A 20,451-nucleotide genomic window follows, 5' to 3' on the forward strand; every position below is an offset into this window, starting at 1 on the left:
TTTTTAATAGTAATCATGGAGTGCGCGATTTTGATCATACAGTGCAGGGACCAAAAAGGTATCGTAGCAGCTGTCTCACAGTTTCTTTATTTTCATAATGGGAATGTCCAGGAAGTAGACCAATACATCGATAATGAAACAGGTGATTTTTTCATGAGAGCCAAGTGGGAATTGGAAAGTTTTGCCATCCAAAAAGACCAAATCGAGCGGATATTTGCAGAAACGGTAGGCGTGAAATTTGGGATGAATTTCAGTTTACACTTTACTGAGCCTAAACCTAGAATGGCCATATTTGTTTCCAAACTTTCCCATTGTCTATTTGATATACTTTCACGGTATTACAGTGGGCAGTTTGAAGTGGAAATTCCAATGGTGATTTCTAACCACGATAACCTAAGGTCGGTGGTAGAAGCGTTTGGGATACCCTATTACCACTTCCCGATCACCAAAGAAAATAAGCTGGAGCAAGAGCAAAAACAGTTGGAGCTCATGAAGGAGCATGGGGTGGACTTTGTGGTATTGGCGAGGTACATGCAAATCTTGAGTCCCGCATTTATTGCCAATTATAAACACCAAATAATTAATATTCACCATTCATTTTTACCCGCCTTTGTGGGAGCCAAGCCTTACCATGCTGCCCATAAAAGAGGGGTTAAGATTATTGGTGCCACAGGGCACTATGTTACAGAAGAGTTGGATGCGGGACCCATAATAGAGCAGGATATTGCGAGAGTAAAGCATCACAATACAGTGGAGGAGCTAGTACAGATAGGTCAGGATGTGGAAAAAGTGGTACTATCTAAAGCCATCAAATATCATTTAGCTAAAAAGGTAATGGTTATGGGCAATAAGACTATAATCTTTAATTAAGAAGCACTTGTCCCGAAGCTTAAGGCGTTTTTTTGGAACAAGTGCTTCAATAGAAAGTTAGTTGATCTGCTGAAATTCAACTGTAATATTTCCGTCTCCATCATAGAAAACCATTCTATCTGCAGTAGTGGTATATTTCTCACTATTTTCCAAAGAGCTCAAATATGCATTTTGGATTATTTTTCCCTCGCAGGCTTGTGTATCTGTATAAAGTGTAGAAAATTTTACTTTATCTTTGTTGTAAACTGCTTTTCCTCTAAACTGGTCACAGGGGGCTTGGCCGCTCACTTCCTGTCCTTCACCAAATTCAAGGGTTAGTTTAGCCAGTTGCTCTTTTGTGGCTGGAGCACCATTTATCGAACGTACTTTCCAGTCATATTTTCCTATATCCTCCGGTTCACCGCAAGAAAACAGGGAAAGAGAAATCAAGGCCATTCCCATTAATGCATTAAACAATTTCATGTTATTTAATTTTTGTGGTTGATAAACTGATTCGTAACAACTGTCTTCAAATAAAATCAACAACTATAAGATTTTGTTGATTTTAATGCAAGAAAACAGCTGTTTTGGTGTTTATTTAACCACAAATACCATACTTAACTTTCATGTCATGTTATTTTTTTATGATAAATTATTTGACTGGTGAATATTATGGTTGAGAATCAGTAAACAATGCGTCTTGGGATTTCTTGGGGTAGCCGTGTCAATAATTCATAATTGACCTGTTGGGTGGATTCACTGAAGGAAGCTACGGTAATTTCACTGCTTTTTTGCTTACCGATGATGACAACCTCCTCTCCTTTTTTTACTTCCTTAAGATCTGTGACGTCCACCGTGATGGAGTTCATGGTTACATTGCCCACCACAGAGATCATTTTTCCCTGGATCAATACCTTGCCGAGATTGCTGAGCATTCGGCTGAAGCCGTGGCAGTAGCCAACCGGAACCATGGCAACTTTCATATGCCGAGGGGCCATGTAGGTATTTCCATAGCCAATAAAGTCACCTATTTCAACCTCTTTGATACTCATGATGACGCTTTTCCAAGTAATCAACCGTTTTAATGGGTTTTTCCTGTTTTCCGCCAATTGTTTGAATTTGCTCATATAGGTTTCCTGACTAGGCCAGAAACCATATTGTGCAATGCCTATTCTGACCATGTCCATGATTGTTTCTGGATAACTCAATGAGGCTGCTGAGCAGGCAGTATGGTAGATGGGAAAATGTACTCCCTTTTGATTAAACCAGTCTTTAAACTCCAAATACCTTTTGATTTGGTTTTTAACCCGAACATAATTAGCAATACTTTCTGCACCTGCATAATGGGTGCATAGCCCGATTAGCTCAAGGTATTCAGCGTGTTCTTCAACGATATCCAGCAAAAACTCTTTTTCGTTCCATTCAAAACCTGTACGATGAAAGCCTGTTTCGACTTCAATATGGACTTTGGCTTTTTTGCCTACTTTTTTGGAAGCTTTGATTGCAGCCATCAAACGGTCAAATTCAAACACATAGAAACTGATGTCTCTTTGAATGATCCATTCAAGGTCCTTGTTGTGAACCATGCCCATGATCATGATTTGGCTGCCTTTACTGATGGAATTATAAACTTTAAAGGCCTCATCCGAGCTGAAGGTGCTGAAATGCCTGATTCCGGTCGCTTCGGCAATGGGTACAATGTTTTCAATACCATGTCCATAGGCATTGCCTTTTACTACAGAGGAAATCACCGTTTCGTTGCCTAGTTGTTTTTGAAGAAATTTGATGTTCCTGCGGTAAGCTGATTTACTGATTTCCAAATGGGAAGTATGCTGCATGGTGCCTAGTTGGTTTTTTAAGAGAAAGAGTTACTGGTGGATTTGTGCTGCTATGGTTTCAAAAATTTTCACACCAGTTGGAATAATGTCATCCGGAAAGTCATAAGTTGGTTCGTGAAGTTGGGGCTGGGATTTGCCTGCTCCCAAACCGAAAAGCATGGTAGAGGTGTAGGCTGAAAAATGCCCGAAATCTTCTGACCATCTAAATGGGTTTCTGATGTGTTTGGTTTTTAGTTTTAATGATTTTGCGGCTTCGTTGACGTATTCCCAAGCGGCTTCATCATTGACTGTGCTGGCAAAGCTTTCTGTGTAATCGATATGACATTGAAGCTTATATTCTTTGGTGATGAGAAGGGAAAGCTGCTCTGCATAGGTAGTGAGCAGAGTCATCGTCTCGTCATCATAACTGCGCAAGGTGGCCCTAACAACAGCTTTTCCGGGGCTGGTACCAAAAGCTATTTCTCCCAATTCAGCTTGAATGACCGTAATGAGGCTGAAGGAGGACAAACTTTGTGGAATGGCTTGTAAACCCACCATAAGTTTGGCCATGGCTTCTGTAGGGCTATTGCCATCTTCTGGATGGGCAGCGTGGGAGGTCTTTCCTTTTAGCGTGATGATCATTCCCTTGGAAGCGGCTGCAAACGCACCCTTCTTTAACACGATTTCATGTTTAGGGTAGCCGGGCAAGTTGTGAAGAGCAAAGGCGAAATCAGGTTTGATCTTTGCGAAGTTTTTGTCTTTGATTACTTTTTCTGCTCCCTCTCCAGTTTCTTCGGCAGGTTGAAAGAGCAATACTACCTCTCCTTTCCGTAATGGTTTGTCAGCGAGGCAAAGTCCTAGACCTGCTATTATGGCCATATGTCCATCATGACCACAAGTGTGGGACTTTCCTTCCAATTTGCTTTTATGATTTGTATTTAACTCCTCATGAATAGGAAGGGCATCCAATTCACATCTAAAAAGTGTTCGAGGTCCATTTTCCTTTCCCTTAAAAATTATTGCTAGACCATGTCCTCCTAAGTTCTCTATCATTTCGTTAGGCTTAAGAGGCTCAAAGAAGTCTTTGATGAAATGGGTGGTTTCTTTTTCTTGATGGGAAAGTTCCGGGTATTGGTGGAGAGCTTTCCTGAATTTGGTCAATATCTGATGATCGGACTTTTTCATAAACGGAAAGTTACTTGTGTATTCAAATTAGGCTATTCTGAATTATTGACAAAGCTATTGTGAAAATGGTTTCTTTAATTTCCACAAAAAGTGGGCAAAAAATGGTTGAAATTTTACATTGACTCTCAATGACTTACTTTTATGAGGGGATTAATGGATTTTTTCCATGAACTTATTATATTCAATTTTGCTTTTTACTGACTAAACGAAATCCTATGAACGCAGAACAAAAAACAGCGCTTACCAACGAGATTGAAAAACTACAAGCATCATTGACTGGCGACATGTTTCAGGACATGGAGATCCGTGATAAAATCCATAATTTGGAGATGCAATTAAAAGGAACAAAACCTATGGACAGCCATTTTGACTGTATTGGTTGTGGAAGTTAATTCCATCTTTTTCCAAAAACATGAAGGGCCTTTAGAGGCCTTTTTTTATTTTTGGAGGATTGGGCATGTCCTTTGTTGAAATCAAGATTTATGATGAACCGTTTGTTTTTAGTTTTAAGCAGCTTTTGTAACCAATGTCTAGAATGGTTTGTGAAGTTTTAACAGTGTCATAAAATAAATTTTGGTTCTCTTTTTTATGAACTAACAAAACCTTTGCTATATTTGCATCGTAAACTCATCCATGATGAGAGGAGGAAATATGAAATTATCATCAGAACAACAGGAAATTATAGAAAGAATAGGTGTCTTCTTCGAAAGAAAGGGCCATCAGCCTATATTGGGAAGAATCATGGGATTGTTGTTGGTATTAGAAGAAGCTGAGGCGACATTTGATGAGATACAAGAATACCTTTCTGTCAGCAAAAGTGCTGTTAGTAATGCCCTTACCTTGCTTCAGAGCCAAAATAAAGTGGAGTATACCACCAAGCCAGGTGAAAGGAAACGCTACTTCCGCTTAAAAGTGAGGAATTGGAGAAACGATATGCAGGAGGATATGCAAGGTATTTTCAGAATAAATGCCTTGTTGAAGGATGTGATGGCTACGAGGTCCGCCAGTAATATGGAGTTTAATCGCTGCATTCAGGACTTCCAACAATTCATTGAATTCATGAAGGTAGAAATGCCCAAATTGATTGAAAAATATGATCGGCTGCATAACAGCTGATATATTTTTTGTTCTTTAAGTTCTTTAAATACAGAACTAAGTAATAAATAAGAAATTAACTATAAAATAATAAAATGAAAAAACATTGTTTGATCGGATTGATAGCTACCTTTTGTTTAACGGGTAGTTTATTTGCCCAAGACAAATTTCAGGAAGGTGGTGTGTTTACCCTGCAAGAGTGTATTGAGCTTGGGCTTAAGCACAATACTGAGATCAAAAAAGCCCAACTGGATGAAGAGGCTGCCAATTACCAGAGAAAAGAGATCATAGGAACTGGATTGCCTCAGGTTGATGCCTATGGAGATTATAATAATTTCTTGGATGTATATCCCCAGGCGATTCCTGGCGGGGTCCTTGACCCCAATACAGATCCCAGTGATATTAATGTTATCGCTTTTGGTGTGCCACAAAGCATGAAAGCAGGCGCACAAATTAGTCAGCTAATTTTTAGTCAATCTTATTTGGTAGGCTTAAAGGCAGCAAAAACATCGGAACAATTCTACCGTCTTTTGACTCAAATGACCGAGGAAGATATTGTCTATGATGTGGCCTTGAACTACTATTCTGTGATCTCTACCGAGTTACAGATGGATAATTTAGAGGCCAACCATGACCAGTTGAAACGGTTGGAGGAGATTATCAAATCACAATATGAAAATGACCTGGCCAGGAAGGTAGATTACAATCGGGTAAAAGTAAACTTGACAACCTTGGAAACGGAGATGGATAATTTGGAGATTACCATTGAGCAGCGCAAGAATTACCTCAAGTTGGTGATGGGTATTCCGGTTAATACTCCCATTAGTCTGGAGGAGTATGATTTTAAGGACAATCTGAGTCCACTTCAGGCTTTACAAGTGGATGCAGACCTTAGTCAGCGTTACGATTTACAGGTTTTGGGCAAGCAACAGGAGCTAAATGATTTGAACATCAATAATATCAAATCAGGTTACTATCCTACACTTTCAGCCTTTGCAGATGTGAATTACAATGCTTTCTCCACAGAGTTTGATTTCCTTTCTTCCAGCCATATGTGGTACCGGGGGGCTCTGATCGGACTAAAACTTTCGGTACCTATTTTTGATGGATTTCAGAAGAAAAATAAAATAGCCCAGGCTAGCGTGGAAGGTCAAAAAATAAAATATGACCAATACATGGCCGAGCAAAATGCGGAAGCCGAATACCTCAATGCAGTCAAAAAACTCAAAAATAGTATTAGGAGCTTACAGGCCCAGGAATCCAATTTACAGCTATCTGAGGATGTTCTCCAACAAACAGGAGAGCTCTACCGTGAAGGGCTTTCCCCTTTGACCGACTTACTGGATGCAGAAACAACATTGCGTCAGGCCAGGTCAAGTTACTACAGACAAATTATCAATGTAAAGACGGCCGAAGCAGACTTGTACAAGTCTACTGGCCAAATCGAAAAAATCATAAAAAACTAAGAAATAGACTTCCCCAATATATCATCTACAGCTATGAAAAAAATTATCACACCATTAATATTGGTCATCATTGCAGCTAGCATAGGCTTTACGCTATTTAAAAATAAGCAAGAAATGGAGGTCAAAGCAGAAGAGGCCATGAAGACCAGCGAGTCCATTCCAGTAAGGACAGCGGTTATTGAAAAAACAGCACATAAAATCTCCTTTACCTCAAATGGTACTTTCGAGCCCAACAAAGAGCTAACCCTAAAGGCTGAAGCTAGTGGTAAGGTTTTGAAGATCTATAAAGAAAAAGGGGATTATGTACATAAAGGAGACGTCATTGCAAAACTGGATGATGAGCTGATCCAATCTGAATTGGCCATTGCAGAGGTGAAATTACACCAGAATAAAAAGGACTTGGGGCGTTATGAAAATCTGGCGGGTACAGAAGCCATTACGGAAAAACAATTGGAAGAGATCCGCAATGCAACCAAGATGGCTGAGTCAGATGTGAAAATGAAAAAGAAACGTTTGGCCAATACGGTGATTACCGCTCCTATATCCGGCTATATCAACGAAGACTATATTGAAATCGGAACTTTAATGAGCCCGGGCATGAATGTCGTGGACATAGTGGACATTGACCCTATGAAATTGGTCGTGAAAGTTTCTGAATTGGAAATTGCCCGCATCAACAAAGGAGATAAAGTAAAAGTGAAAGTAGGTGTACTTCCTGAGCAGGATTTTGAGGGTAAGGTTTCTTTTACCAGCAGAAAAGGGGATGCTTCATTAAGGTATGAAGTAGAGATTGAGTTGAGTGAAAGTTCCGACCAGATCAAGCCAGGAATGTTTGCTTATGCAGCCTTTGATTATCCTGCTGAAGAAGCTATCCTAATTGACAGAAAGTCCCTAGTGAGTGGAGTGAAAAACCCAGAGGTTTATGTAGTGGAGAATGGAAAAGCAGTGTTGAAAAAAGTAAACCTTGCGCAAGTAGGCGAAAACAAACTGGTTCTTTTGGACGGATTAAAAGAAGGAGAGAAACTAGTGACCTCTGGATTGATCAATTTGAAGGACGGGACAGCAGTAACTGAACTTTAATCTGAAAATTAGTAGAGCATGCAGATAACGAAAATATCTATCAAACGGTCCACTATTGTAGTGGTGCTGTTTACAATATTGACTTTACTGGGGATTTTTTCCTATACCCAGATGTCTTATGAGCTTCTGCCTAAGTTTAGTCCCAATGTGGTGACCGTTTCGACTGTTTACCCTGGTGCAGCACCGACAGAAGTAGAAAACTCAGTGACTAGAAAATTGGAGGATGCCTTGGCTTCTTTGGAGGGAATCGATGTAATGAAGTCCACTTCATTGGAAAGCTTTTCCATCATTACCATTGAGTTGGATGATGATGTGGATGTGGATATCATTCTTCAGGATGCACAAAGAAAAATCGATGCCGTAATAGGAGATTTGCCTGAAGATGTAGATCCTCCATCCTTGGGGAAATTCAGTTTGGATGATATGCCAATCATGCAAATGGGAGCCTATTCTAACTTGACCGCGACGGAATTTTATGATTTGATGGACCAGCGGATTCAGCCCATGATATCCCAAATTGACGGGGTAGCTCAGGTGAATTTGCTAGGCGGTGCAGAGAGAGAAATTAAGGTAAACTTGGATCAAAACAAGTTAAACACCTATGGGATTTCTCCCTTGCAAGTGAATCAGGCGATTGCTCAGGCAAACTTGGATTTTCCTACAGGGAAACTAAAAAGTGATGAGGAGCAGATATTAATTCGTTTAGCGGGTAAGTTCAGCAGCGTGAATGAGATTGGAGAACTGATCATTACTTATGCAGAAGGCTCAGCTATCAAGATCAAAGACGTGGCCGAGGTTGTAGACTCCAGTAAGGACGAGGAAATTCTCAGCAGGCTGAATGGCAATAGCGCCATCGGTATCAGTATCCAAAAACAATCCGATGCCAATGCGGTAGATGTGGCAGAGCGTGTTGATGTTGCATTGGCGCAATTAGAGAAAACTTATCAAAACAGTGATCTTAGGTTTGAGATTTCCCAAGATTCCTCAGAGTTTACCTTGGAAGCAGCTGATGCCGTAATTCATGACTTGATTATTGCCGTGGTCTTGGTAGCAGTCATCATGCTCTTATTCTTGCACAGCTTCCGAAATGCCATTATTGTGATGATTGCCGTTCCGGCATCTATCATTGCAACATTTACAGTGATGTACTTGGCGGGCTTTACCCTCAACTTGATGAGCTTGCTTGCCCTTTCCTTGGTGGTAGGTATTCTGGTGGATGATGCGATTGTGGTCATTGAGAATATCTATCGTCACTTGGAAAAAGGTAAATCAGCGGTACAGGCTTCTTATGACGGTATCCGCGAAATTGGGGGGACAGTAACTTCAATCACCTTGGTAATCGTAGTGGTTTTCGTGCCTCTTTCTCTTACAGGTGGATTGATATCAGGCATTTTGACCCAATTTAGTATCACGGTGGCAGTTGCTACCTTGATGAGTTTATTGGTAGCATTTACTTTGATTCCATTGTTGACTTCAAGGTTTACAAAATTGGAGCACATCAACCCCAAAAGTGTTTTTGGAAGAATCATCAATGGTTTTGAAGGTTTTCTGGACAGCTTTATTGATTGGTTGACAGGCATCCTAAAGTGGGCTTTCAACCATAAGATCATTACTTTAGTGGTCACTTTTGTCTTGTTTATTTCTTCATTTATGCTGGTAAGCAATGGTTTTATCGGTAGCGAATTTGTGAGTGAAGGGGACAAAGGTGAGTTTATTATCCGTTTGGAATTACCAAAGTCCGCCACCTTAGAGGAAACCAACTTTACCACGAGGGAAGCGGAGAATTTCCTACAAAAAAATCCATTAGTGACCAGTGTATTTACGACAGTTGGTCAAACCACAGGGAGCATGTCTGGAAGTCAATCAACTCCTTATGCTTCGGAGATCACCGTTAAAATGGTGGATGCTGAAAAGCGTCATGTGAGTGCGCCTGAATTTGCCAAGGAGATGGAAATAGCCTTGGAGGAGAACATTATTGGAGCTGAGTTTACCGCTGTACCGATCAGTATTACTGGTACTGCCAATGATGCTCCGATCCAGATTGTACTTTCTGGTCCTGACTTGGACACGTTGAAAAGCTTTTCAGATAGGGTTTTGACCGAGGTAGAAAAAGTACCGGGTACCAGAAAAGTTCAAACTTCTTTGGAAGATGGTAATCCGGAAATACGTGTAGAAGTGGACCGAACCAAAATGGCTGATCTAGGATTGGACATGGCCATGGTGGGTGGAACCATGCAGGTGGCTTTTAACGGGAACACAGATACCAAATACAGGGACGGAGAGTACGAATATGATATCAATATCCGAATGGATGAATTTGACAGAAAGTCCGTTTCAGATATTGAGAACCTTGCTTTTGTCAATAACAAAGGACAAACGGTCTTACTGAAGCAATTTGCCAATGCCACACCATCAGAGGGACCGAGTGAGTTAAACCGTCAGGATAGAATCAGCTCTGTCACCGTGCAATCACAAGTTTCAGGAAGAACTACTGGGGTGGTTGGTGCTGAAATTCAGGAGAAAATAGCCCAGCTAAATCTACCAAAGGAAGTATCCATTTCTTATGAAGGGGATATGAAAATGCAAGAAGAAGGCTTCGGCAGCTTAGGAGTGGCTCTGCTGGCATCGATCTTATTGATCTACTTGATCATGGTGGCGCTTTATGACAATTATATCTACCCTCTAGTGGTGATGTTCTCCTTGCCTTTGGCCATCATTGGTGCCCTCTTGGCTTTGGCCTTGTCCAGTTCTTCCCTGAGTATTTTCAGTATCCTCGGATTGATCATGCTGATGGGATTGGTAGCGAAGAATGCCATCATGCTAGTGGACTTCACCAACCAGTTGAAAGATGCTGGCCTAGAAGTGAAAGCGGCTTTGGTGAAAGCTGTGGAGATTCGTTTCCGTCCGATATTAATGACCACTCTGGCCATGGTTTTTGGTATGCTTCCAATTGCATTGGCTTCCGGAGCCGGTGCAGAATGGAAAAATGGTCTTGCTTGGGCATTGATCGGTGGGTTGATCTCATCCATGTTTTTGACCATGGTAGTAGTGCCAGTGATCTATTATATATTCGATCGTATCATGGCCAAGCTAGGTAAGGATAAGAAAAAAGAAATTGTGATCGAAGAAACCGAGCTGAGTGAGTCGGAATCCGAAGTTGCAGCGTATGTATAATTATAGTTAGTTGATGATTGCTGAATGGTCAGTGCAGGATTAAAAATAGAGTTGTAAGAAATTATAACTGTTTTTTGAAACTGTACTGACCTTCACAATAAGGGTAAATCCATTTGAGCGTGTCTTTCTACAAAGGTGATTTACAAAACATTGAGACAGAATCAAGTAAAGTCTCGTCTAAAAAATAAAAAGCGATGAAAACAAATAATTACACAAAACTGAAAACGATTATCGAAGTGATGGGGAAATATGGAATCACTCCAATATCCAAATTGAAGCGTTCGGACTTTGTAAAGGATATGGGATTTGATAAGGTGTATTTGGACGGTTTGATCTATGATGTGGAAGATGCACTTCAAGTAGAACTGAATGAAGAAACCGCCAACTCCCTCAAAAGCCCGGATGAGTTGATCAGATATATGTTGCAGCATCAAAACTGATTTTGTAATCCATTGAAGCAAGACAGAAACTTTTATGAAGAAAATTATCCATATCCACGACCAATTCAAGCACCTTAGAAAATACCTGGAGGAGATTCCTGAAAAGTTTGAAGAACGTGGAGTGGTTATTTATAATGAAAGGAATCAAGTAAGGACAGATGTGGTCCAAGGAGAAAAGATCGTTGTCAAGTCCTTTAGAAAAATATACCTGGCCAATAGATTTATTTACGCTTATTTAAGGCCCTCCAAAGCCAAAAGAGCCTATGAATATGCGCTGATGCTTCAGCAGGAAGGAATCAACACGCCACAGCCTGTAGCCTTTATTGACTGTATTGAAAATGGTATGTTAAAAGCAGGATACTTTGTGTCGGTCTATACAGATTACAAACCTCTTTCTTCTTTTGATACCCATGATGTGGCGAAGTCCAGGGAGATGCTGGAATGTCTTGCTCGATTTACCTTGAACCTTCATCTTCATAAAATTTATCATGAAGATTATACCTTAGGCAACATTTTGTACCATGAGCAAAATGGACAGTATGACTTTGCATTGATTGATAACAATCGACTGAAACAGGTTAGGATCAGTGAAAGTGATGCGGTAAAAAGCTTGAACCGCTTAGGCTTCCAGCCTGAGGCAATGACCTATTTGATTCGACGATATATGGAGTTGAGAGGAACCAATGCCCTAAAGGGGCTCAAACTTTTCTACGATTATAAATATGAGGCAAGTTTAAGGTATGGTGCCAAAACAAGACTAAAGAAGCTTCGAGACCAATTTTTAGGAAAGAGAAAGCTAGGGAATCATTGTTGATAGTTCTTTCTTTTTAGTTGTAATGTAATTTTATTAGGTGTTTCTGAGACGAATCATAAATTTGTTCCGTATAGAAAATAAAAACCTTATGAAGTTGCGAGTTTTGTTACTGTTTACTGTTTTTACTTTTGGGGGCGTTTTTTGGGCTTGTCAGCAAGTTGATAATGATATGTGGGAATGTCCTGATATTTTGCCCTATTTTTCCATCAAATCTATCGAATCGATCAATTTGCAGCCTAGCCAATCCAACAATAATACTTTTGAAGAAATACAGGAAGGAGAAGTGGTTTTGTGGGAGCGATTTTTTATCAGATTTGCGTTTGAAGCAGATTATTTGGCGCGTAAAGCAACCATATCTCTTAATGGAAGCTTGCTTGCCCTGTCCTGTGCTCCCAATGGCTGGAAGGGAGATAAAGTTGGCCTGGACACACTTTATGTCAGGACACTGAGTGATTTTAATGAAAACTTTGTAGCTGGGGATACGATCAATGATTTGATTTTGACCAATTATTATACAAATACAGCGCAAGGTTTGATGGATTTTACTCCGCTGACTAATTATATAGAGGAAAACCATGAAAGCGTGAAATATCAGGTTTTTGATATGAAGTTATCCAAGGGACCGACCGAGGAAGGGGCTTATGCATTTGACCTGATTTATGTGCTCAATGATGGCCAGTTTTTCACCCATCGAACAGAACCTGTCCAATTGAAGTGACCTTTACAGTTTGACGCAGTAATAAAATTATGCAAAAACAACTATATTGGTGATGGTACTATTAAAAATGGTATAAAGATTTCTATCCTCGCCAATGAGAAAATTTTTAAGTAATACAATCGCTTTATTGGGTTTTTTCGCTGTGGTCACCCAATTTATATTGATGGTTTGGGCGAGTGAAGGTTCGATGGTTCAAAATCTGTTGATGTTTTTCAGCTATTTTACGATCCTGACGAATACTTTGGTTACCTTTTGTTATTGGAGGGAGTCTTTATCAAACAAACCAAACTCAAAATGTTTCTTTGATCGATCTGGACTGCTTACCGCCATTACTATTTATATCACTATGGTTGGCTTGGTCTACCAAGTAACTTTGAGAGGTGTTTGGGAACCACAGGGACTTCAGATGGTTGTAGATGAGCTGCTCCATTCTATCATTCCAATTTTGGTGGTGATTTACTGGGCTCGTTATGAAAAAAAGGATAAAATAAGATGGAGCCAGCTTCCTTTGATGTTGATTTATCCATTGCTTTACTTGATCTATATTTTGGTGAGTGGAGAATTTTCAGATTTCTATCCTTATTATTTTATAGATGTAAATAAGCTGGGTTGGGCTAAAGTATTGCAGCATACAATAATGTTGATTTTAACCTTTGTGGTATTGGCTTTGGGCTTTATTGGAATGGGTAAATTGATGGCAAAGAAATCCTTGTACTTTAAGAGGGAGGCATAAAGACAACACTAAAGACATGTGCTATGCAAAATTGACAGGAATGGGTAGGTTGACCGGGGCATAAGGTTATTGGCTGTTGGTACATTTTTTCTGGCCTTAATCATTTTTGGAAGCTTGCATCCTGACTTTAACTACCCTGAAGATTTTGTCAGTAAGCTAGGTGCAAAAGGTCAGCCAAATGTTGTTTGGTTTAACTTGTTTGGATTTTGACTAGCGGGTTTACTTAGGGCTTGCTTTGGTGTGCTTTATGGTCGTATTTGGATGGACAATATTTACTTCGTTGAGCCTATTGATTTCGAAGAATAGTAAATAGACAGCTGTATTGAAAATTTCAGAAAACTTATCAGCTTATATTTAGTTAGAGCATAAAATTTTCAGTTATGAATGAGGTGAAAACAAATAAAGTTCAAGCAGTTTTTAGAGTAATCTTAGGGGCTTTTATGATCTTGGCCGCCATTGGTCATATGACCTTTCAGCGGGGTGAATTTCAAGCACAAGTTCCTAACTGGGTTCCATTGAGCAAGGATCTAGTAGTTATTTTATCAGGAATTGTGGAACTGATTCTTGGCTTAGCTATGATTTTCTGGGTCAAGCAAGAGGTGAAAGTAGGAATGGCCTTGGCACTGTTTTATGTGTTGATTTTTCCGGGAAATATTGCTCAATACACCAATGAAATTGATGCTTTTGGATTGGATACTGATCGTAAAAGGTTGATCCGTCTTTTTTTTCAACCTGTATTAATTTTATGGGCACTTTGGTCGACTGGAGCGCTCAGGTATCTTTTTGGGAAGAAGGAAACCAATGGGTAGTAATATCTTTTGTCCGCAGAATCCATTTTTTTGGTTTTGAAACAGATAATGTCAAACTTTGCCCATCATCAATATTTAGCCTATGCCCCGGTATTTTGTGATCTATAAACCATTTGGGATTTTGAGCCAGTTTAGTGGAGAGGAGAATACTTTGAAAGAGCTTGGGGATTTTCCAAAAGAAGTATATCCTGTTGGTCGATTGGACAAGGACAGTGAAGGCTTACTGTTGATTACAGACGATAAGCCACTGAACCATTATTTGCTTAACCCTCAGTTTGGGCATCAAAGGAGTTACCTGGCCCAAGTGGAGGGTGTTCCAGGTGAAGAAGCCATTTTAGCTTTGGAACAAGGAGTGGATATCAAGGTGGACGGGAAAATGTACCATACCAAACCGGCCAAAGCAAAGTTAAAAAAAAATGAGCCTATATTACCCGAAAGAGACCCTCCTATTCGTTATCGTAAGACGGTGCCGGATTCTTGGCTTAAATTGACATTAATTGAAGGTAAAAACCGACAAGTTAGGAAAATGACAGCCGCGGTGAATTTCCCCACCTTAAGACTGGTGCGCTGGTCCATGGAAAAGCTCACCATTGAAGGTTTTGCGGTCGGAGAAGTACGGGAATATGACCAGCAGGAAATGTACAAGCTATTGGGCGTGGATATAAATAAAATGGTTCATCAGTCTAACAAGCCTTTTCATAAACGTTCCAAAGGAAGATTTGGAAAGCGAAATTAGCTTGGTTGAAAATAGAATTTCAGCACTTGTTAAATTGTGTTAAAAGGCAATTTATTCTAATTTAGGCTTCTTAATTTAGCAAGGTGCCTTGGCATCAGCAGTTTTATACGAGACTTAACATAAATAAAAGATTATAATGCATCAGGAAAAGATTCAGGACGTCATCAATGAAGTCAAGAAGGTGGTGGTAGGACAAGAGCGAATGGTCAATCGTTTATTGATCGGACTCTTTACCAATGGACACATACTTTTGGAGGGTGTACCCGGTTTGGCCAAAACCCTAACAGTAAACACCCTGGCCAAAGTACTTCATTTGGACTTTAACAGAATCCAGTTTACTCCTGACTTGTTGCCATCAGATTTGATCGGTACCATGATCTATAACCAGCAGAATGGTGACTTTGAAGTAAAAAAAGGGCCTATCTTTTCCAATTTGATTTTAGCTGATGAGGTAAACCGCTCACCTGCCAAAGTTCAGTCCGCCCTTTTGGAAGCCATGCAGGAGAAGCAGGTAACCATTGGTGAAACTACCTATCAGTTGGATCGTCCTTTTTTGGTACTGGCCACTCAGAACCCTGTGGATCAAGAGGGGACTTACCCATTGCCTGAAGCTCAGGTGGATAGATTTATGATGAAAGTACACATTGATTATCCGGGCAAGTCAGATGAGTTGGAGGTGATGAGAAGAATGTCCAATATGAGCTATAAGGCTGATGTGCAGGCTATACTTTCCAAAGAGGATATTTTTGAAATCCGTGATAAGATCAACCAAGTGCAGGTGTCTGAGCCTTTGGAAAATTATATCATTGAATTGGTTTTTGCTACGCGATTCCCAGAGCAATATGGTTTACAAGAAGAAGCCAAATATATACAGTTTGGTGTTTCTCCTCGGGCAAGTATCAACCTGAACCTTGCAGCTAGGGCTGTGGCCTTTATGGATGGACGCGATTATGTGCTTCCAGAAGATATCAAGGAAGTAGCAGAAGATGTGCTTAATCACAGGATTATTCTTAATTATGAGGCAGAAGCGGACAATATCAATACCCGTGACCTGATTCATATAATATTGGATAAGATACCAATTAATAAATCCGTAACATTGAAATAACGCCCAAATAAGCGATTCAGAAAGCCTTTGAGAGATCAAAGGCTTTTTTTTTATCCGTTTGTTAATTCAATATTAATCTGTGACGACTTTTTTAAAAAATACATAATTGGAAAAATTCTAAGTCGCAGAAAAATTGGTTCAGTTTTGTGGAGCGAAAACAAAAAAGCGAACAAACTAAATCAATTTCATAATCATGAAAAAACTTAACTTTCTGTTTTTAATGTTGATGGCAACATCAGTGATGTTTACATCTTGTAGCGATGATGATCCAAATCCAAATCCAGGACCTGATCCTGAGGATGAATTTGTTCTCAGCGAAAACATTACAGAAGATCGTACTTTAGAGTCAGGTAATGTATATACTCTAGCGAGTAGAGTTTCCGTATTGAACGGTGTTACATTGACTATCGAGCCAGGAGTAATCATCAAAGGTGAAGCTGGTTCTGGTGCCAACGCAACAGCATTAATCATCGCCCGTGGTGGAAAAATTATGGCTGAAGGTACTGCTGATGATCCAATTATCTTTACTTCTATTGCAGATGAAATCCAACCGGGTGAAGTGTTCCATCAAGATGGTCTTTCTCCAAACCAAAATGGTCTTTGGGGAGGTCTTTTGATCTTGGGAAGAGCAAATGTTTCTCTTGCCGGAGGTAATACTGAAGCACAAATTGAAGGTATTCCACCATCCGATACCAACGGTCTTTACGGTGGTTCTGATGATGAGGACAATTCAGGTGTATTAAGATATGTTTCTATCCGTCATGGAGGTGCAAATATCGGAGACGGTAATGAGATCAACGGTCTTACTTTAGGTGGTGTAGGTTCTGGTACTGTAATAGAAAATGTAGAAATCATTGGTAACCAAGATGACGGTATCGAATGGTTCGGTGGTACTGTAAACGTTACTAACGCTGTAGTTTGGAATGCTGGTGATGACTCTATCGATGCTGACCAAGCTTGGAACGGAACATTGAATAACTTCATCATTGTAAACGGTGGTGACAAATGCTTTGAGCTTGATGGCCCAGAAGGTGCTTATGTAAATGGTAACTACACCTTAACTAACGGTTCTATCATCGCTGGGGGTGCTGTAGGCCTAGTGGATAATGATGCCAATACTAATGTAGATATGTCTAATATCTACTTCACTAGTGTAGCTAGCGGTCAGACTTTCGATGAGCTTCCAACTGTAGCAGCTGCTTTCTCTAATTTTGAAGTAACTCTTCCTGCTGAACTTATGGTTTCTGATGTATTCCTAGGTGGTTCTGCAGCATTTACTACTGCAGTAGCAGAAGGTGAAAATACTGTAGGTGCTGACAAGTCTGCTTTTGCAGGATGGTCTTGGGCTGCTGCCTCAGGTGCACTTGATATCTTGAAATAATCAATCATCCATACTCAGAAGGGATCATTCATGATCCCTTCTATCTACTTTTTTATCTTTTAATCGTTAGCTGTAACTTATAATTCAAATAAAAATGAAAAAGATATTCGTAGCCCTAACCATATTGGTATGCGCTGCAATCCCTCAACTTGTATTTGCCCAACAGGGTACTATCCGAGGAAATATTATTGATGAAGGTTTAGGAGAACCTTTGATTGGGGTTTCTGTTTTGGTTAAAGAAACACAAACCGGTGCTGTTACGGATTTTGACGGAGCTTTTGAAATCAAGCTTGCGCCAGGAACTTATACACTTGTTGCTTCATTCATCTCTTTCAATAAACTGGAAATCAGTGGGGTGGAAGTGAGGCCAGGTGAAGTTACTTTACTAAGTGATTTGAAATTGGCAGAAACCACTGAAGAGCTGGAGTCTGTAGTAGTAACTGCACAAGCCATCAGGACCACTGAAGCTGCTTTGATGACTGTAAAAAGAAATGCTGCTAACATGATAGACGGTATTTCAGCGTCTACTTTCAGAAAGATTGGTGACAGCGATGCCGCTTCTGCTATCAAAAGAGTAACAGGGGTATCCATAGAAGGCGGAAAATATGTCTATATCCGAGGTCTAGGTGACCGATATACCAAAACGGTATTGAACGGTGTGGACATCCCTGGCCTTGATCCCGATAGAAACTCTATCCAAATGGATATCTTTCCTACCAATGTGGTAGATAACATCATTGTATCCAAGTCATTTACGAGTAACCTTCCTGCTGATTTTACCGGAGGTGTGGTGGATATTGAAACCAAAGATTTCCCAGAAGAAAAAACATTTAAAGTGAGTCTTAGTGGTGGTTATAACCCTTCGATGCACTTCAATAGCAACTATCTCAAAGTAGATGGTAGTGGTACTGACTTTTTAGGCTTTGACAATGGATACCGTGATATTCCAACCGGAGGAAGAACTGATATTCCTCAATATGCTCAGGTAGTAGGAAATCCAAATGGTCCAACAGGGCAGGAGTATCAATCAATTTTAAGAGGATTTAATCCTACTATGGGAGGTCAGCGTTCCAGTAATTTAATGGACCTAAGCCTTGGTTTATCCTTTGGTAACCAGGTAGATGCTGGAAATGGCAAGTTAGGTTATAACTTTGCTTTAACTTACAGCAACGAAACTACTTATTTTGAAGGGGCTGAGTATAACTTGTATGGAAAACCAAGTAATGCAGGTGAGTACGAATTAACTCCCCTAGAAAGACAAGTTGGTGATTATGGAGTAAATAATGTATTACTGGGTGGAATGGCCGGATTGGCTTACAAGACGGGTATGTCCAAGTACAAATTGAACTTTTTAAGGCTTCAAAATGGAGAGTCTAAAGTTGGGCAGTTTGATTTTGAAAGTAATAATGTGGGTACCGTTTATGGTGCTGACCAATATAACATTGAATACAGTGAGCGTTCATTGACGAATATCCTTTTGAGCGGTGAGCACAAGTTGGGACCAACAAACGATTGGGAATTGAACTGGAAATTATCTCCAACAAGGTCGGTTATTGAAGATCCGGACGTTAGAGTTTTGAGGTTCAGAGACATCAATAACTCAATCTCCACTGAAGTGGGTCTTCCTGAGAGAATTTGGAGAAACCTGGATGAGGACAACGTGGTTGGAAAAGTAGATTTAACCAAAAATTATACTTTCAGAGACCAAGCTGCTAAATTCGGTTTTGGAACGAGCTACACTTACAAACAGAGAGACTTCTTGATCCAAAGCTTCCAGTTCCCAGTGGGCAACACCACTTTTACTGGGGATCCAAATGCAGTATTTGATGAGGAGAACCTTTTCTCTGCTGACAATACCAATGGCGTTCGATATGATCCATTGTTCATACCGAACAATCCAAACGAGTATAATGCTAGCATCAACAACCTTGGGGTGTATGTGAATACAGAAATCAATCCATTTGATAACTTAAAAGCTATCGTAGGAGTGAGAATGGAGAAATATGAGCAGTATTACACAGGAAGTAACCAGACCAAAACCATTGTTTTTGACAATGAAAAGGTATTGGATGATATTGATTTCTTCCCAACCTTGAACTTGATCTATGATATGGGAGAGACTCAAAATCTACGTTTCTCTTATTCAAGAACAATTGCTAGACCTTCTTTCAAAGAAATGTCTTTCGCTGAAATCTTGGATCCCATTACAGGTAGAACTTTTATTGGTGGTCTATTCCCTGAAACAACCAATGGTGGATCAGAGACACTTTGGGATGGTAACTTACAGTCAACCAGAATTCATAACTTGGATGCTAGATGGGAACTTTTCCCTAAAAGAGGTGAAATCCTGTCAGCCAGTGCATTCTACAAAAAGTTTGCTGCTCCTATCGAAATGGTGCAGTTCCTTTCGGACCCAGGGGCCTTCCAGCCAAGAAATGTGGGTGATGGCCAAGTGACAGGAGTTGAATTGGAAGTAAGAAAATCATTGGATATTATTACTCCAGCTGCTGAGAATTTCTTCTTCAATGCTAATGTAACTTTCACCAAGTCCAGCATTCAAATGTCTGAGTCAGAATTGAGGTCAAGAGAGCTTTCTGCCAGAGAAGGTGAAGAGATTTCTTCAACCAGAGATATGGCAGGTCAAGCACCTTATATCGTCAATACTGGTTTGGCATATGAAAACTGGGAATCAGGATGGGAAGCTGGTGTTTACTATAACGTACAAGGAAGCACACTATCTTATGTGGGCTTCGGTAACAGAACGGATACTTATACTGTTCCATTCCACAGCTTGAACCTTAACGTAAACAAGACCTTCGGAGCTGATGAGAAATTCCAAACTGGATTGAAAGTGAGTAACTTGCTTAATGACAAAAAAGAGGAAGTGTTTAGATCTTACAATGCCCAAGATCAGATTTTCACTAGCCTAAGCCCAGGCACCAAGATCAGTCTTAAATTGGCTTATACTTTCTAATTTCTCGGCAGAAGTTAGCATTAATTAACCTTTATCATAGTTGAAGCGTGGATAGCAATATCCACGCTTTTT

Annotated in this window: 18 protein-coding genes; 15 read left to right on the forward strand and 3 right to left on the reverse strand. The window is 40.1% G+C overall.

Annotated elements, in window-relative coordinates:
- The first annotated feature begins 15 nt into the window (after positions 1 to 15).
- Positions 16 to 870, forward strand: a complete 855-nt coding sequence (gene purU, locus IFO69_RS12850) for a formyltetrahydrofolate deformylase (protein WP_192010527.1) — start codon at positions 16 to 18, stop codon at positions 868 to 870.
- Between the two features lie 57 nt (positions 871 to 927).
- On the opposite strand, the gene IFO69_RS12855 is transcribed toward purU, so the two are convergent.
- The 3 genes from IFO69_RS12855 to IFO69_RS12865 all read right to left on the reverse strand — a co-directional run bounded on the left by IFO69_RS12855 (position 928) and on the right by IFO69_RS12865 (position 3,851).
- Positions 928 to 1,332, reverse strand: a complete 405-nt coding sequence (locus IFO69_RS12855) for an META domain-containing protein (protein ID WP_192010528.1) — start codon at positions 1,330 to 1,332, stop codon at positions 928 to 930.
- Between the two features lie 200 nt (positions 1,333 to 1,532).
- Positions 1,533 to 2,687, reverse strand: a complete 1,155-nt coding sequence (alr, locus tag IFO69_RS12860; RefSeq protein WP_192010529.1) for an alanine racemase — start codon at positions 2,685 to 2,687, stop codon at positions 1,533 to 1,535.
- 30 nt (positions 2,688 to 2,717) lie between these two features.
- Positions 2,718 to 3,851 carry an amidohydrolase gene (locus tag IFO69_RS12865; protein WP_192010530.1) on the reverse strand — a complete coding sequence of 378 codons (1,134 nt, stop codon included), beginning with the start codon at positions 3,849 to 3,851 and terminating at the stop codon, positions 2,718 to 2,720.
- A gap of 215 nt (positions 3,852 to 4,066) precedes the next feature.
- On the opposite strand from IFO69_RS12865, the gene IFO69_RS12870 reads away from it, so the two are divergent.
- From IFO69_RS12870 to IFO69_RS12935, 14 genes are all read left to right on the forward strand, one after another.
- Positions 4,067 to 4,243 (forward strand): hypothetical protein, encoded by a 177-nt coding sequence (locus IFO69_RS12870; RefSeq protein ID WP_192010531.1) that lies wholly within the window; start codon positions 4,067 to 4,069, stop codon positions 4,241 to 4,243.
- 241 nt (positions 4,244 to 4,484) lie between these two features.
- Entirely contained in the window at positions 4,485 to 4,967 is a 483-nt protein-coding gene (locus IFO69_RS12875; protein ID WP_225444128.1) for a GbsR/MarR family transcriptional regulator, read from the forward strand.
- A 74-nt stretch (positions 4,968 to 5,041) separates the two neighbouring features.
- Positions 5,042 to 6,412, forward strand: coding sequence for a TolC family protein (locus IFO69_RS12880; RefSeq protein WP_192010532.1), 1,371 nt, complete (start codon positions 5,042 to 5,044; stop codon positions 6,410 to 6,412).
- Positions 6,413 to 6,445: 33 nt separating this feature from the next.
- Positions 6,446 to 7,492 carry an efflux RND transporter periplasmic adaptor subunit gene (locus IFO69_RS12885; protein WP_192010533.1) on the forward strand — a complete coding sequence of 349 codons (1,047 nt, stop codon included), beginning with the start codon at positions 6,446 to 6,448 and terminating at the stop codon, positions 7,490 to 7,492.
- A gap of 18 nt (positions 7,493 to 7,510) precedes the next feature.
- Positions 7,511 to 10,666, forward strand: a complete 3,156-nt coding sequence (locus IFO69_RS12890) for an efflux RND transporter permease subunit (RefSeq protein ID WP_192010534.1) — start codon at positions 7,511 to 7,513, stop codon at positions 10,664 to 10,666.
- A 194-nt stretch (positions 10,667 to 10,860) separates the two neighbouring features.
- Positions 10,861 to 11,106 carry a hypothetical protein gene (locus IFO69_RS12895; protein ID WP_192010535.1) on the forward strand — a complete coding sequence of 82 codons (246 nt, stop codon included), beginning with the start codon at positions 10,861 to 10,863 and terminating at the stop codon, positions 11,104 to 11,106.
- Between the two features lie 34 nt (positions 11,107 to 11,140).
- The gene (locus tag IFO69_RS12900) at positions 11,141 to 11,920 is read left to right on the forward strand and encodes a lipopolysaccharide kinase InaA family protein (protein ID WP_192010536.1); all 780 of its coding nucleotides are present in this window, start codon (positions 11,141 to 11,143) and stop codon (positions 11,918 to 11,920) included.
- 88 nt (positions 11,921 to 12,008) lie between these two features.
- Entirely contained in the window at positions 12,009 to 12,638 is a 630-nt protein-coding gene (locus tag IFO69_RS12905) for a hypothetical protein (protein WP_192010537.1), read from the forward strand.
- A 94-nt stretch (positions 12,639 to 12,732) separates the two neighbouring features.
- Positions 12,733 to 13,371 carry a Pr6Pr family membrane protein gene (locus tag IFO69_RS12910; RefSeq protein WP_192010538.1) on the forward strand — a complete coding sequence of 213 codons (639 nt, stop codon included), beginning with the start codon at positions 12,733 to 12,735 and terminating at the stop codon, positions 13,369 to 13,371.
- 380 nt (positions 13,372 to 13,751) lie between these two features.
- Positions 13,752 to 14,180, forward strand: a complete 429-nt coding sequence (locus tag IFO69_RS12915; RefSeq protein ID WP_225444129.1) for a DoxX family protein — start codon at positions 13,752 to 13,754, stop codon at positions 14,178 to 14,180.
- A gap of 82 nt (positions 14,181 to 14,262) precedes the next feature.
- On the forward strand, positions 14,263 to 14,916 hold the full coding sequence (locus IFO69_RS12920) for a pseudouridine synthase (protein ID WP_192010539.1): 654 nt from the start codon (positions 14,263 to 14,265) through the stop codon (positions 14,914 to 14,916).
- A gap of 136 nt (positions 14,917 to 15,052) precedes the next feature.
- Positions 15,053 to 16,024 carry an AAA family ATPase gene (locus IFO69_RS12925; protein WP_192010540.1) on the forward strand — a complete coding sequence of 324 codons (972 nt, stop codon included), beginning with the start codon at positions 15,053 to 15,055 and terminating at the stop codon, positions 16,022 to 16,024.
- 193 nt (positions 16,025 to 16,217) lie between these two features.
- Positions 16,218 to 17,405: a right-handed parallel beta-helix repeat-containing protein gene (locus tag IFO69_RS12930; RefSeq protein WP_225444130.1), complete on the forward strand. Its 1,188-nt coding sequence runs from the start codon at positions 16,218 to 16,220 to the stop codon at positions 17,403 to 17,405.
- Between the two features lie 94 nt (positions 17,406 to 17,499).
- Positions 17,500 to 20,379: a TonB-dependent receptor gene (locus IFO69_RS12935; RefSeq protein ID WP_192010541.1), complete on the forward strand. Its 2,880-nt coding sequence runs from the start codon at positions 17,500 to 17,502 to the stop codon at positions 20,377 to 20,379.
- The last annotated feature ends 72 nt before the right edge of the window (positions 20,380 to 20,451 follow it).

This window comes from Echinicola arenosa, from assembly GCF_014841125.1.
In the GTDB taxonomy this organism is placed as follows: Bacteria; Bacteroidota; Bacteroidia; order Cytophagales; family Cyclobacteriaceae; genus Echinicola; species Echinicola arenosa.

Coding starts and splice junctions, on each gene's coding strand:
- IFO69_RS12865 (WP_192010530.1), bottom strand. CDS start 3,851: ATGAAAAAGTCCGATCATCAGATATTGACCAAATTCAGGAAAGCTCTC.
- alr (WP_192010529.1), bottom strand. CDS start 2,687: ATGCAGCATACTTCCCATTTGGAAATCAGTAAATCAGCTTACCGCAGG.
- IFO69_RS12855 (WP_192010528.1), bottom strand. CDS start 1,332: ATGAAATTGTTTAATGCATTAATGGGAATGGCCTTGATTTCTCTTTCC.
- IFO69_RS12885 (WP_192010533.1), top strand. CDS start 6,446: ATGAAAAAAATTATCACACCATTAATATTGGTCATCATTGCAGCTAGC.
- IFO69_RS12930 (WP_225444130.1), top strand. CDS start 16,218: ATGAAAAAACTTAACTTTCTGTTTTTAATGTTGATGGCAACATCAGTG.
- IFO69_RS12875 (WP_225444128.1), top strand. CDS start 4,485: ATGATGAGAGGAGGAAATATGAAATTATCATCAGAACAACAGGAAATT.
- IFO69_RS12880 (WP_192010532.1), top strand. CDS start 5,042: ATGAAAAAACATTGTTTGATCGGATTGATAGCTACCTTTTGTTTAACG.
- purU (WP_192010527.1), top strand. CDS start 16: ATGGAGTGCGCGATTTTGATCATACAGTGCAGGGACCAAAAAGGTATC.
- IFO69_RS12870 (WP_192010531.1), top strand. CDS start 4,067: ATGAACGCAGAACAAAAAACAGCGCTTACCAACGAGATTGAAAAACTA.
- IFO69_RS12900 (WP_192010536.1), top strand. CDS start 11,141: ATGAAGAAAATTATCCATATCCACGACCAATTCAAGCACCTTAGAAAA.
- IFO69_RS12920 (WP_192010539.1), top strand. CDS start 14,263: ATGCCCCGGTATTTTGTGATCTATAAACCATTTGGGATTTTGAGCCAG.
- IFO69_RS12910 (WP_192010538.1), top strand. CDS start 12,733: ATGAGAAAATTTTTAAGTAATACAATCGCTTTATTGGGTTTTTTCGCT.
- IFO69_RS12925 (WP_192010540.1), top strand. CDS start 15,053: ATGCATCAGGAAAAGATTCAGGACGTCATCAATGAAGTCAAGAAGGTG.
- IFO69_RS12915 (WP_225444129.1), top strand. CDS start 13,752: ATGAATGAGGTGAAAACAAATAAAGTTCAAGCAGTTTTTAGAGTAATC.
- IFO69_RS12890 (WP_192010534.1), top strand. CDS start 7,511: ATGCAGATAACGAAAATATCTATCAAACGGTCCACTATTGTAGTGGTG.
- IFO69_RS12935 (WP_192010541.1), top strand. CDS start 17,500: ATGAAAAAGATATTCGTAGCCCTAACCATATTGGTATGCGCTGCAATC.
- IFO69_RS12905 (WP_192010537.1), top strand. CDS start 12,009: ATGAAGTTGCGAGTTTTGTTACTGTTTACTGTTTTTACTTTTGGGGGC.
- IFO69_RS12895 (WP_192010535.1), top strand. CDS start 10,861: ATGAAAACAAATAATTACACAAAACTGAAAACGATTATCGAAGTGATG.